This window comes from Mesorhizobium sp. M7A.F.Ca.US.005.03.1.1, assembly GCF_003997975.1.
GTDB classification, from domain to species: domain Bacteria; phylum Pseudomonadota; class Alphaproteobacteria; order Rhizobiales; family Rhizobiaceae; genus Mesorhizobium; species Mesorhizobium ciceri.
Genome location: NZ_RZRO01000003.1, coordinates 13079 through 26400 on the forward strand (window position 1 = coordinate 13079; position 13322 = coordinate 26400).

Annotated in this window: 8 protein-coding genes and 1 tRNA gene; 5 read left to right on the forward strand and 4 right to left on the reverse strand. The window is 63.5% G+C overall.

The window, feature by feature from the left end; translation table 11 throughout:
* Window positions 1-27: 27 nt before the first annotated feature.
* Both EN990_RS02055 and EN990_RS02060 read left to right on the forward strand, forming a co-directional pair.
* Window positions 28-1014 (forward strand): sugar kinase, encoded by a 987-nt coding sequence (locus EN990_RS02055; protein WP_063170080.1) that lies wholly within the window; start codon window positions 28-30, stop codon window positions 1012-1014.
* The gene (locus tag EN990_RS02060; protein WP_127368578.1) at window positions 1014-2282 is read left to right on the forward strand and encodes a D-tagatose-bisphosphate aldolase, class II, non-catalytic subunit; all 1269 of its coding nucleotides are present in this window, start codon (window positions 1014-1016) and stop codon (window positions 2280-2282) included. The genes EN990_RS02055 and EN990_RS02060 overlap by 1 nt, the downstream gene beginning before the upstream one ends.
* 56 nt (window positions 2283-2338) lie before the next feature.
* On the opposite strand, the gene EN990_RS02065 is transcribed toward EN990_RS02060, so the two are convergent.
* Entirely contained in the window at window positions 2339-3685 is a 1347-nt protein-coding gene (locus EN990_RS02065) for an FAD-binding oxidoreductase (protein WP_127384756.1), read from the reverse strand.
* Window positions 3686-3943: 258 nt separating this feature from the next.
* On the opposite strand from EN990_RS02065, the gene EN990_RS35925 reads away from it, so the two are divergent.
* Window positions 3944-4204: a hypothetical protein gene (locus tag EN990_RS35925; protein WP_245460923.1), complete on the forward strand. Its 261-nt coding sequence runs from the start codon at window positions 3944-3946 to the stop codon at window positions 4202-4204.
* Between the two features lie 275 nt (window positions 4205-4479).
* Complete coding sequence (gene lhgO, locus EN990_RS02075) at window positions 4480-5670, forward strand: L-2-hydroxyglutarate oxidase (protein ID WP_206519179.1); 1191 nt, start codon at window positions 4480-4482, stop codon at window positions 5668-5670.
* Between the two features lie 395 nt (window positions 5671-6065).
* Here the strand turns inward: lhgO and EN990_RS02085 are convergent.
* Window positions 6066-6142, reverse strand: a tRNA-His gene (locus tag EN990_RS02085).
* A 369-nt stretch (window positions 6143-6511) separates the two neighbouring features.
* Window positions 6512-6970 (reverse strand): phasin, encoded by a 459-nt coding sequence (locus EN990_RS02090; protein ID WP_013530255.1) that lies wholly within the window; start codon window positions 6968-6970, stop codon window positions 6512-6514.
* 248 nt (window positions 6971-7218) lie between these two features.
* Between EN990_RS02090 and EN990_RS02095 the strand changes: the two genes are divergently transcribed.
* Window positions 7219-11001 (forward strand): PAS domain S-box protein, encoded by a 3783-nt coding sequence (locus EN990_RS02095; RefSeq protein ID WP_127365729.1) that lies wholly within the window; start codon window positions 7219-7221, stop codon window positions 10999-11001.
* A 324-nt stretch (window positions 11002-11325) separates the two neighbouring features.
* Here EN990_RS02095 and EN990_RS02100 read toward each other — a convergent pair whose 3' ends face one another.
* Window positions 11326-13284 (reverse strand): acetoacetate--CoA ligase, encoded by a 1959-nt coding sequence (locus tag EN990_RS02100; RefSeq protein WP_127369412.1) that lies wholly within the window; start codon window positions 13282-13284, stop codon window positions 11326-11328.
* Window positions 13285-13322: the final 38 nt, after the last annotated feature.

Below are 13322 nucleotides of genomic sequence, written 5' to 3' on the forward strand. Positions count from 1 at the left end.
GACACCACACCCAGGATTGGACGCTTGATGAACGACCTCCCCCAAACGCTTGCACCGGACTCGCTCGGGCCAACCGTGACGATTGGAGAAATCCTGGTAGAGATCGTCGCGAGGCAGACAGGCACCGGTTTCCGGGAACCGATCGACCTCATTGGCCCCTTTCCGAGCGGCGCGCCCGCCATCTTCATCGATCAATGCGCGCGTATGGGCGGAGCGGCCGCGATGGTGGGCGTGGTGGGCGACGACGATTTCGGCGCGGTCAACATGGAGCGCCTGAAGCGAGACGGCGTAGACACTTCCGCCATCGCTGTTTCCGCGGATTATCCGACGGGCAGCGCCTTTGTCCGCTACCGCACGGACGGAAGCCGCGATTTCGTCTACAACATCGCCAAATCCGCCGCCGCTCGACTGGAATGGACCCCGCAGGTCGAGGCGCTGATCGCGCGTTGCGGGCATATCCACGTCATGGGAACGGTGTTCGCAAGCCCCGCGGCCTGGGCGATCACCGAACGCGCGATCCCGCTGATCAAGGCACGCGGCGGCACCATGTCGCTCGATCCGAACCTGCGCAAGGAATTGCTGGCGCACGGCCAGACCGAGGAGAAATTCGCGAGCCTGGTGGACAAAGCGGACCTGCTGCTGCCGTCGGGCAATGAATTGTTCCTGGCCGCCGGCATGGATGGCGAGGAACGCGCAATCGAGGCGCTGTTCAAACGAGGGGTCAAGGAGATCGCCGTGAAGCGTGGCGAACATGGCGCGTCAGCCCGTCAAAGCACGGGCGCCAGTGCCGATTGTCCCGGCCTCATCGTCGAGGAAACGGACCCCACCGGCGCCGGCGACTGTTTCGGCGGAGCCTATGTCGCATGCCGGCGGTTGGGGATGCCGCTGCGGACTTCGCTCGAATTCGCCAATGCGGCAGGGGCGCGCAACGTCACACGCCTCGGCCCCATGGAGGGAGCCGGCACGCGGGCCGAACTGGAAGATTTCATGGCAAGAACGGCGAGAAGAAGCTGATGCGTGTGGCGATCGAAGATGTGCCGGGCCTGCACAGGGAAGGAAAGAAAATCGGGGTGACCTCGGTGTGCTCGGCGCACCCCCTGGTGCTGAAAGCCGCACTGCGGCACGGCCGGGACACGGGCACCACCGTCCTGATCGAAGCGACGTGCAACCAGGTCAATCATCTGGGCGGCTATACGGGCATGACGCCGTCCGATTTCGCGGCGATGGTGAAAGCGCTCGCGGCAGTCGAGCAGTGCCCGACAGAGCTGATCGTGCTTGGCGGGGATCATCTCGGTCCCAATCCCTGGAAAGACCGGCCCGCCGAGGAGGCGATGGCGCAGGCCGGGACAATGGTCGATGCTTATGTCCGCGCCGGCTTCCGCAAGATCCATCTCGATGCATCGATGGGCTGCGCGGGTGAACCGGCGGCGCTAGACGACCATACGGTGGCCGAGCGCGCAGCCAGAATGGCGGGCGTCGCGGAACAGGCGGCCGCGCAGAGCGGCGGGGCAAGCCCGGTCTACATCATCGGGACGGAGGTGCCGCCTCCCGGTGGCGCCGATCACGCGTTGGATGCGATCACCCCGACCAGTCCGGAGGCGGCTCGCCAGACACATGCCATTCACGCCAAAGCATTCCAGGCCGCCGGGCTTGAAAGCGCGTTTTCCCGCGTCATCGGGCTTGTCGTGCAGCCGGGCGTGGAGTTCGGCAACCAGAATGTGATTTTTTACGATCGGACCAAGGCCAGCGATCTGGCGGCAACTCTGAACACATTGCCGTCGCTCATTTTCGAAGCGCATTCGACGGACTATCAGGGTGAGAGGCCGCTGCGTGAACTCGTCGAGGACGGCTTCGCTATCCTCAAGGTCGGCCCCGAGCTGACCTTCAAACTGCGCGAGGCGCTTTACGCGCTCGACCTGATCGCTTCCGATCTGGTGCCTTTCTATGGCGAGCGGCCGCTTTACCACGCCATGGAAGAGCTGATGCAAGCCGCGCCCAAGAACTGGGCAAGCCACTATCATGGCAGCGATGCCGACAAGCGGACGCTGCGCCACTACTCCTATTCCGATCGCATCCGATATTATTGGGCGACCCCGCAAGCCCGTGCCGCCTGCGACCGGCTCTTCGACGCGTTGAAGGGCCGCAAGGTGCCGGTGACGCTGTTTCTCCAGCACCTGCCTTCGGCGCTCGCTTGGGCCGACCGAGCCTGCGACGTCGAAGAGATCGCGATCGATCACGTCCAGGGAAGCATCGAGATCTACGCCCGGGCATGCGGCACCTGAGCCCTCGTCCGGTTCTTCAAGGCCAGAGCGGATGGGCTGGCGGGCGGCAGAAATACTTACAGCGATGGTCCCAATCGGATCGGGCTGCCGTCGCTGAAACGGGATTGACGGAACCTGTGGAGATTGTGCCCGGTCTCGTTGCCCAGGATCAAATCGGACAGAATGCGGCCCATTCCGGGTCCTATGCCGAAGCCGTGGCCGCTCATCCCGGTCGCGACAACGAGGCCTGGGAATGCAGCGGCGCGATCGACGATGGGCACGACATCAGGCATGGCATCGATCATGCCCGCCCAGCTCGCCTTGAGCGGTACGGTCGTGAACTGAGGGAAAAGCTCCCTGAACCCGCCGTCGATGGCGCGGAGCGCCGACGTCTCGGGAGCCGGATTGAGGACGCGCATCCGTTCGAAAGGGCTTTCTTCATCCGCGTTCCATCTGCGCGGGGTCGACCAGCCGTCCGGGTAGCCTCGCGGCGCGGCCGGCAGGTAGCGTGTGCCGAACGGATTGGCCATCAGGGCGCTGACATATTTGCCTGCATGGCGAAATGCGTCCGGCCCTATGTAGAGTTGGCTGCTGCCTCCCGATGCGAGCGTGTACCCGCCATCCTGCCTGCGCCGGAAAGCGATGCGTTCGTCCGCGGCGGCGCCGGCGTGGATTTCCGCCATCGGCGCTGTCGCAGCGACGGTCGCCCTGACGCTGAGCTGCGGAATCGAGATGCCGTGGGCGCGCAGGAACAGCGACGTCCACGCGCCGCTGGCGACGAGGACGCTCGAGGCCGCGATGAGCCCTTTCTCGGTCCAGACGCCACTGATGCGTCCCGCGGAGATGTCGAGCATACGTGCCGCGCAATTCTCGATGATCGTCGCGCCTTCGCGGGCCGCCAGGCGAGCAAGCGCGGGCACGGCGACCCAAGGTTCTGCCCGCATGTCCGATGGAGTGATCATTGCGCCTTTGAACAGTCGCGACATGGCCGGGATCAGGCTTGCCAGCTCACCCTGGTCGAGGAGACGCGTGTCGACGCCATGAGCCTGGGCGATCTTCAGGAATTTCGCGAAGCCGGCCATCTCCTTGTCTGTTCGCGCAAGATAGGTAACGCCCGTCTGCTTCAGTCCTATGTCCTCGCCACATTCCTGCGCCAGTTGCCGCCAGAGGCGCTGCGCTTCGATGACGATCGGCAGTTCGTCGGCATCGCGGCCCTGCTGCCGGATCCAGCCCCAGTTGCGCGAGGATTGCTCGGCGGCGATGCGTCCCTTTTCCAGCAGCGTCACCGAGACGTTCCGGCGCGCCAGGAACAGTGCCGTGGTCACGCCAATGACCCCGCCGCCGATGATCACGACGTCCGAGGTCCTCGGCAGGGGCTGCTGGAACTGGATCGGGGTGGCTTCGGTGAAGGGGAAGATTGTCAAAGAGCACTATCCTTTGGTATTCCGCAGCGGCGTCCGGTCTACGCACTTGATATCAGGGCAGCGATATCTGGCCGCCGTGAGATGTCGATACCACGCGAGGAGATTGATCGTCAGCTGCTGCTTGCCGGGAACGACGAGGCCAGATCGCGGCGCCGGCAAATCCACGCTTCTGAAATCAATTTCCGGGCTCATGGCGCCGACCGGGGGCACGCTTGCCTTCAACAGCGAGTCGATCGCCGGCCAGGCGCCGGAAAAGCTATGCCGGAAGGCCTGGCACTGGTGCCGGAAGGCCGCAGTATCTTCCGGACACTGACGGTGCGGGAAAACCTGCTGCTCGGCGGCATGATCCGCAAGGACAAGGCCGAAGCGGCCGCCGATCTGGGAACGGGTTCTGGAAATCTTTCCGATCCTCAGGACCCGCTACCGCGGCGTTGCCGGCCACCTTTCCGGCGGCGAGCAGCAGCAGCTTGCCATCGCCCGCGCCATCCTGCAGCACCCGTCGCTGATGATGGTCGATGAACCGTCGCTTGGCCTTGCGCCGCTGGTGATCGACCAGGTCTACGAAAGCCTCCGCCAGCTTAGCGCCAGCGGCTGACCCTGCTCGTCGTCGAACGGTCCACCGCTCGCATTCTCGACCTCGCTTCCCGCGTCTACGTGCCGCGCAACGGCCATAACGCGCTGGAGGGTTCGGCAAGCGAGCTTGCCGACGGACATGCGCTGGAAAAGGCCTATTTCGGCTATGGCGATCGTCAGACGGCGCACGCATAATCGGGCAGGCAAGGGCTACAACAATGATTTTCGACTACTGCGTCATCGGCGGCGGCATCGTCGGCCTGGCGACGGCCATGCGGCTGCTGGAAACATATCCCGGCTGCAGCCTGATCCTGTTGGAAAAAGAGGAGGCTCTCGGCAAGCACCAGACCGGCCACAACAGTGGTGTCATCCATGCCGGCATCTACTATCCGCCAGGCAGCCTGAAGGCCGAGCTCTGCCGCAAGGGCGCGGATGCCACCAAGGCCTTCTGCCAGGAGAACGGCATCCGCTTCGATGTCTGCGGCAAACTGCTCGTCGCCACCTCCGCACTCGAAGTGCAGCGCATGGAGGCGCTCCACGAACGCTCGAAGCAGAACACGATCGAAGTCCGGCGCGTCAGCGAGGGTGAATTGAAGGAGCGGGAACCGAACATCCGCGGTCTCGGCGCGCTTTTCGTGGCCTCGACCGGCATCGTCAGCTATGCCGATGTCTGCCAAGCCATGGGGCGGCGCATCAGGGCGCTTGGCGGCGAGATCCGCCTGTCGACGCGCGTCACCGGCATTCGCGAAGTCATCGATTCCGTCGATATCGCGTCGGCCGGCGAAAACTGGCAGGCGAAAAAACTGGTGGTCTGCGGCGGTCTCCAATCGGACCGGCTGGCCGTGCTCGCCGGGCTTTCGATCGAGCATCGCATCGTTCCCTTCCGCGGCGAATACTATCGCCTTCCCGCATCGAAGAACGACATTGTCCGCCATCTGATCTATCCCGTCCCGGATCCAGCCCTGCCCTTCCTTGGCGTGCACCTGACGCGGATGATCGACGGCAGCGTCACGGTCGGGCCGAATGCCGTTATCGGTTTTGCCCGCGAAGGCTATCCACGGCTTTCGTTCAATGTTTCGGACATGGCCGACTACGCGCTGTTTCCCGGCTTCTGGAAAACCGTGTTCGCCAACCGCGGATCTGCGGTAACGGAACTCCGCAACTCGCTCTGGAAGCCAGGCTATCTGGAGGAGTGCCGGAAATACTGTCCGAGCCTCAAGCTCGCCGACCTGCTCCCGCACGAAGCAGGCATCCGCGCGCAAGCCGTGCGCAAGGACGGTGCCCTCATCCATGATTTCCTGTTCGCACAAACGGACCGCATGCTGCACGTCTGCAACGCGCCTTCCCCCGCCGCCACCTCGGCGATCCCGATTGCAGAGATGATTCGAGATCGCCTCATACAGGGCTGCTGAAAATGAGGCGGTACGCACTGGAGCCCAACTGAACGCTGGAGTATCTGCCTGGGCACCGGCCGCGGCCAACGCAGCTTTTGCGTCGGAACCAGATCGGCGCACCACCAGGCCAGCAATGCCGCTCCCGGCGAGAGGGTAGCAACTTGGCCTGCGGTTTCCGCAAGCAAAGGTTCCGTGTGGACGACGGCTTTTTTGGCTGCGCAAAGATCTCAGGCGAAACGACGGCTGACGTCATTGGCAGGGTTCGCTCCCGGCTGACCGCCATTTTGTCGACCGTCATAGCTGGACGGCCTCCCTATGGCACCAGAATGGTACACGTCCATAAGACGCACCGACACCCAAGCCAGCCTAGCTAACCAGAAGCCTTTAAGTCTTTGAAATTATGTCGCTATTTATGGTACCGTTGGCTGGGATCGAACCAGCGACCTCCGGATCCACAATCCGGCGCTCTAACCATCTGAGCTACAACGGCACGTTGCCTGAGCGGATCGAAACAGAAACTCATCCGCCGCTCTGTCGTTCGGCGATGCGTCCTTACGGGCTTATGGATTCTAATTCAAGGCTTTTGGAAAGCAAAGGTCACTTCCCCACATCGGCGCGGCATTCGCCCAGCAAGAAGGCGCAGGCAAGGACCAGGCGACGGACAAAGAAAAAGGCCGGCGGGAGGAGGTGCCGGCCTTTTCCTGTTACGAGCCAGCGGGAGGAGGTGCTGGCTGGTCACCCCGGGGAGCAGAGGGAGGAGGTTCCACTCACCGGGTATTCCTTGATGGCTGCCATCATACACCTGATCGTTTTTAAGAAAATGCGACCTTTTGTTGCATCTTCAGATCATGCGCAAATGTTAGGCAACCTTGATTTCCTTCATCGCCTTCTCGAAGGCGGTCTTGATCGGCTTGGAGACGTCCTCGGCGGCCTTGGAGGCAACGGCCTGGAAGTCCTTGGCCTGCTCGACGGTCGATTCGACGCGCTTGCGCAGGAAGGCGGTCTGCAGCTCGACGACTTCCGACAGCGACTTGGCGCCGATCAGGGCTTCGAGGTGGGAAAAACCGGCCTCGGCATTGGCACGCAAAGCGGAGATGGTCTTGAGCGACAGGTCGTTGGAAACGGTCTTGGCGGTCTCGTAGGTCGACTCCAGAGCCTTCTGGGTCTCCTCGGCGCCGGTCTTCAGCTTGGCATAAGCCTCTTTCGACTGCTCAACGCCCTTTTCGGCGAAAGCGCGAATCTGGTCAGTGGCCTTGGAAGCGTCGAAGCTCGGGAATTCAACGTTTTCGATCGTCTCGGCGGTCTTGGTCCTGGACATTTTCCATCCTTTTCAGCGGCAGCGGCTTTGACAGAAAGCCGTCTCGTTCATGTATGATGGCAATATAAAGGCAAATTTTGTGCATTGCAATATCTTTGTTGCAGTGCACCATAAATTTCTTTTGGGCCGTTAACCAAGAGCCCAGATTCCAGCCTTTGCACGTTCTGGCTTGTGGACCTTCGCGCCTCCGGCTTTTATTAACAAAGCGTTAACTGCAAAATCGCCGCTCCGTGAGGTCCGCCAAGCGCATGCCGTCCGAATATTCCTTCCTTGATGTCGCCGTGCTCGACGCGGTCCGCCAGCGCTTTGCCGCAGGCGACGCGATCGCGATCCTGTCGGCGGATCTGGAGCAGGTGATCTGGGCCAATGGGCCAGGAGCCGCGATGTTCGGTTATCCCGACATCGAGGCGATCATAGGCGCCTCGGCGCAGTTGCCCGTGATCGCCAGGCGCCAGATCATGGCGACCAGCGGATTTCCCGAGATTGGCAGCGACCGCGCCATCATGGTGCGGCTGGCGACCGGCATGACCAGCCGCGCCGTCGGCTTCCTGGCCAGTGCGGTGACCATGCCGGACGCCGAGAAGGCGATCATGCTGGCAGTGCCGGCGGCTCAGACAGGGTCACGCAGTGCCGGCGAAATCGCCGCGCGCGCCATTAGCGGCTTCACCGAGGATGGTCATTTCATCGCCTTTGTCGATGCCAGGGGCAACGTTGAGGCGGCCTCGGAAGGATTTTCGGCACTGGGCATCCTGCCGGAGACGCTGGCAGCACTGGTTGCCGACGTCGCAGCCGAGAGCGACCGCATCGTCAAGCGCCTTGTCCCGGGCGGCACGGCCTCCTACCCGGCGGGGCTGGCAAGATTGACCGAGGAGCGGCATCTGCTGGTGGTGATCGACGAGGACCAGCTCGACGACACAGCCCCTGCGGGCGAACACCTCACGCAAACCATTGCCGAGGCGGCACCAGCTGGCGATGCGGCTTCGCAGCCGGAACAGGGTGGCGAGACGCCGACCGAGGAACCAGGCGCCGCACTGCCGACCGAGGACGTCGCCGCATCGCAGCCGCATGCGATCACCGACGTGATCGGGCAGGCGCCGACGGCTGCCAACAGCGATCAGGCGGCAGCAGAGCCCACACCGGCGCAACACGACCATTGGTACTTCAACGCCGGCGAGGACGGAGGGGAACAGGCGCCGCGACCAGCTGCGTCCGGACCTGAAGCGCCTCAAGAACCGGCGGCCCTGGAAGTCCAGTCCACCTCCGCGGCCACGCCGACGACCGTCTCGGCGATAGACCGCGCAGCGGCGCCGGTGCGCTTCGTCTGGCGCACCGATGCCGAAGGCAAGTTCAGCGCGCTGTCGCCGGAATTCGCCGACATCGTCGGCAAGCCGGCGGCCGACGTGATTGGCCGACGCTTCAGGGATGTCGCCGCCACATTCGGCCTCGACCCCTCGGGCGAGATATCGGGGCTCCTCGAACGGCGCGATACCTGGTCCGGACGCTCCGTGCTGTGGCCGGTCGTCGGCACCGATCTGAAGATACCCGTCGACCTGGCGGCGCTGCCTGTCTATGGGCGCAGCCGCGCCTTCGAGGGTTTCCGCGGCTTCGGCGTTGCCCGCGCCAGCGACGCGGTCGTCGATCCGGAGGCCATCGGCATGGCGCTGGTGCCCAATGGCCGGGCGCCGGCAACGCCGGAACCGCAAGTCATCCAACCCGCGCCCGAACAGCCGAACGCTGAGGAGCCCAGGGCCGAGGACGCTCAGGCATCGGATCCGTTCAAGGGCGAGGTGCCGGCGCTGACCATCGTGCCGAAACAGGAGCGGCGCTTTGCCGACAAGGTGATCCGGCTCGCCGAACATCGCCAGCCAGCCAACGACAAGGGCCTCTCGACCCTGGAACGCAGCGCCTTCCGCGAAATCGGCGAGCGGCTGAAGAAGGAGAGTGCTCCGGTCGAGCCACCAGAGACTGAGACTGCTGAGGCGTCGGCAGCGGAGACCGAGGCTCCGGTCAAGGCGTCCGACGACCCGATGCGCACCGGCGGCATCCCTGCGTCAGGGCCAGAGAACGAACCGGTCGAGCCATCCGAGACCGATGTCGATGCCGAAGACGAGCAGGATCTGGCACGGCTTGACGGTCACCCGGACGAAGCGGCTCGTGAAGCCCCCCCTGGGATGAATGTGACGGGCTCGTTGCTGGACTATGCCGGCCAAGATGACGAACGTGGCCCCGTGGCGGCGGAACCAGAGAACACCGCTGCGGTTTCGCCCGGCGAAGAGCCTGAAGCCACTGACGCGACACATGATGTCCTCGATGACGACAGCATGACGTCAGCAGATTTTCGCGATGCCGAAGACAGCGAGGATTGGGCGCAGCCCGACGAGGAAGCCGCATCGCCTGACGAGCAGGCGGTTGCCGCGCAGGCCGTCAATGCAGGCGACGCTGCGGAAATACGCGTCGAGCGCCCTCGCCTGCAGGTTCCGCCGCTCAAGGCCGAAGGGTTCGTGCCGTCGGCGTTTTCCGCCGGAGATGAACACAAGGCCCCGGACACGTCGCTGCTCGGTAAGCTGCCCGTGCCGCTGCTCATCCATTCCGGAGACCAGTTGCACTATGCGAACGAGGAATTCCTCAGCCTGACCGGCTACGAGGCGCTCGACGATCTGGCGGATGCCGGCGGCCTCGGCGCGTTGTTTGCCGACCCCTATGCCGACGACGGCGTTTCCGACGGCACCGATCGCGCGCTGCGGTTGAAGACGCGTGATGGACAGGAATTCCCGATCGAGGCCATTTTGCGCTCTGTCCCCTGGCGCGACGGCAAGGCGCTGATGCTGGTCGTGCGACGCTCCGGCGAGGATGATGCGCCGGCGAGCCTGCATGTGGTTGGCGACGAGCAGACGCAGCCGGATATTTCCGAGCTCAAGGCGCGCATCGCCGAGATGCGCACCATTATCGACACCGCCACCGACGGCGTCGTGCTGATCGGCCGTGACGGCACCATCCGATCGATCAGCCGGCCGGCCGAAGCACTGTTCGGCTTCGACAGCGACGATGTGACCGGCAAGCCGTTCGCCTCGCTGTTTGCCATCGAAAGTCAGCGCGCGGCACGCGACTATCTCAACGGACTGTCCGAGCCCGGCGTGGCGAGTGTCATGAACGACGGCCGTGAGGTGATCGGTCGCGAATCGCAAGGCCGCTTCATTCCGCTGTTCATGACCATCGGCCGGCTGCCCAACGACAGCGGCTTCTGCGCCGTCGTTCGCGATATCACGCAGTGGAAGCGGGCCGAAGAGGACTTGACGCAGGCACGTGCGGTGGCCGAGCGCGCGTCCTCGCAGAAGACCGATTTCCTCGCCCGCATCAGCCACGAGATCCGCACCCCGCTCAACGCCATCATCGGCTTTTCCGAACTGATGGTCGACGAGAAGTTCGGACCTGTCGCCAACGACCGCTACCGCGACTATCTGCGCGACATCAACCGCTCGGGCAATCATGTGCTCGACCTGGTCAACGACCTGCTCGACATCTCCAAGATCGAGGCCGGCCAGCAGGAGATGGCCTATGAGGCGGTGTCGCTCAACGACACGCTGGCCGAGACGGTGGCGATGATGCAGCCGCAGGCCAATCGCGAACGGGTCATCATCCGCTCCAGCTTCGCTTCGCGGCTGCCGGAAGTGGTGGCGGACCTGCGCAGCGTGCGCCAGATCGCGCTCAACATCCTGTCGAATGCCATCCGCTACACCCAGGCCGGCGGCCAGGTGATCGTCTCGACCGCCTATGAGACGTCGGGCGACGTCGTCATGCGGGTGCGCGACACCGGCATCGGCATGAGCCATGCCGAGATCGAGCAGGCGCTGAAGCCGTTCAAGCAGATCAACGCGCTGAAGCGCGGACGCGGCGACGGCACCGGGCTTGGACTGCCTTTGACCAAAGCGATGGTGGAAGCCAACCGTGCCCGGTTCACCATCAATTCGACCCCGGGCGAAGGCACCTTGGTCGAGGTCGCTTTTCCATCGACCCGTGTGCTCGCGGAATAGATCAGCCCTCCACGCTTCGATCCCGATAAAAAGAAAAAGGCGCCCAAAGGCGCCTTAAGAGATGGGATTGCTGTCACAACGGGGGCTTGAGCGAATTCGGATCCTCGGGGCTGAGGAACGGGATTTCTCCCTCAAGTTACCTGCGACTATCGACGCCGGACCTTAACAACCCCTTACCGGGGCGCCGGAAAATTTACGAATGTGTACCACTCATGAAATCTAGGTAAATTCTAGCGAGATATTTCGTTAACCATTCCGAAGTCACTTTTTCATACGTGTCGTTGCCTCAAAACCGGGCCACTTTTGAGCGACATGCATTAGCAGCTACTCGGCCAATTGCGGCAGGTTCTTGAACAGCTCAAGCGCCTCTGGATTGGCGAGCGCCTCCTTGTTCTTGATGGCGCGGCCATGCACCACGTCGCGCACCGCAAGCTCGGTGATCTTGCCCGACTTGGTGCGTGGGATGTCGGTGACGGCGACGATCCTTGCCGGCACGTGACGCGGGCTCGCGCCGCTACGGATTTTTGCCCGTATGCGTTTTTCCAGATCCTCGTCGAGCTGCACGCCGGCGGCCAGGCGCACGAACAGGATGACGCGCACGTCGTTGTCGATGTCCTGTCCGATGCACAATGCTTCCAGGATCTCAGGCATCTGCTCGACCTGATTGTAGATCTCCGCCGTGCCGATCCTCACCCCGCCCGGGTTGAGCGTGGCGTCGGAGCGGCCATGGATGATGAGGCCGCCATGCTCGGTCCATTCGGCGAAATCGCCATGACACCAGACATTGTCGAAGCGCTCGAAATAGGCCGCCCGGTACTTCTTGCCATCGGGGTCGTTCCAGAAGCCGATCGGCATCGCCGGAAAGGCTTTTGCGCAGACCAACTCGCCCTTCTCCTGTCGGACCGGCCTGCCGTCGTCGTCCCAGACATCGACGGCCAGGCCGAGGCCGGGTCCCTGGATCTCGCCGGTCCAGACCGGCTGCGTCGGCACGCCGAGCACGAAGCAGGAGACGATGTCGGTGCCGCCGGAGACCGAGGCCAGATGTACGTCCTTCTTGATGCCGTCATAGACAAAGCGGAAATCTTCCGGCGACAGCGGCGAGCCGGTGGAGGAGATTGCCCGCACAGTGGACAGATCATGCGTGCGGATCGGCTTGAGGCCGGCCTTGCGCACGGAATCGATGAACTTGGCCGAGGTGCCGAGGAAAGTCATCTTCTCGGCATCGGCGAAATCGAACAGCACATTGCCGTCGGGGTAGAAGGGCGAACCGTCATAGAGCAGCAGCGTCGCACCCGAAGCGAGCCCCGACACCAGCCAGTTCCACATCATCCAGCCGCAGGTGGTGAAGTAGAAAAAGCGGTCGCCGTCGGTGAGACCGGCATGCAGCCGGTGTTCCTTGACATGCTGGATCAGCGTGCCGCCGGCCGAATGGACGATGCATTTGGGAATGCCGGTCGTTCCCGACGAAAACAGGATGTAAAGCGGATGCGAAAACGGCAGCGGCTCGAAGGCGACGGGCTTGCCGGCGAAGGGCGACAGCGCCTCTTCCAGCGCCACCGCCTTGTCGATGATCCCGGCGACATCGCTCGATGTGCCGAGATAGTCGACGACCAGGATCTTGCGGACAGTGCCGAGCTTGGCCGCGACCGCGGCGATCTTGTCGGCGACTTCGATCGCCTTGCCATTGTACCAATAGCCATCCGGCGCGATGAAGACGACGGGCTCGATCTGGCCGAACCTGTCGAGCACGCCCTGCTCGCCGAAATCGGGAGAGCAGGACGACCAGACGGCGCCGACCGAGGCGGCGGCCAGCATGGCGGCGACGGTCTCCGGCATGTTGGGCATCATGGCGGCAATGCGGTCGCCCTTCTTCACCTTGAGCGACAGGAAAAGCTGCTGCAGCCGCGAGGTCAGCGCGTGCAACTCGTTCCAGGACAGCCGGCGCTCGACCTTGTCTTCGCCGCGAAACACGATTGCGTCGCCTGAGCCGGTCTTCTTCAGCAGATTCCCGGCGAAATTCAGTGTCGCATCGGGAAAGAAAGAAGCGCCGGGCATCTTGTCGCCGTCGACGAGCAGCTTGTCGCCCTTGCCGCCGACGATGCCGCAGAAATCCCAGACCAGGCTCCAGAACCCTTCACGGTCCTCGACCGACCAGGCGTGAAGCTGCGAATACGAGGAAAACGCTACGCCGGCTTTGACTCCGGCGGCCTTGGTGAAGGCGGTCAAGGGTGCTGCGTCAATCTGGTCTTGCGTCGGGGTCCAGAGCGGTTGTTCGGCAGCCATGATCGTTCCTCCACGGTCGCCATCGCTTATGCATATCG

What these genes read in the sequence shown, in the direction of transcription:
- EN990_RS02100 (WP_127369412.1), bottom strand. Translation starts at nt 13,284, where the DNA reads ATGGCTGCCGAACAACCGCTCTGGACCCCGACGCAAGACCAGATTGAC.
- EN990_RS02095 (WP_127365729.1), top strand. Translation starts at nt 7,219, where the DNA reads ATGCCGTCCGAATATTCCTTCCTTGATGTCGCCGTGCTCGACGCGGTC.
- EN990_RS35925 (WP_245460923.1), top strand. Translation starts at nt 3,944, where the DNA reads ATGCCGGAAGGCCTGGCACTGGTGCCGGAAGGCCGCAGTATCTTCCGG.
- EN990_RS02055 (WP_063170080.1), top strand. Translation starts at nt 28, where the DNA reads ATGAACGACCTCCCCCAAACGCTTGCACCGGACTCGCTCGGGCCAACC.
- EN990_RS02060 (WP_127368578.1), top strand. Translation starts at nt 1,014, where the DNA reads ATGCGTGTGGCGATCGAAGATGTGCCGGGCCTGCACAGGGAAGGAAAG.
- EN990_RS02090 (WP_013530255.1), bottom strand. Translation starts at nt 6,970, where the DNA reads ATGTCCAGGACCAAGACCGCCGAGACGATCGAAAACGTTGAATTCCCG.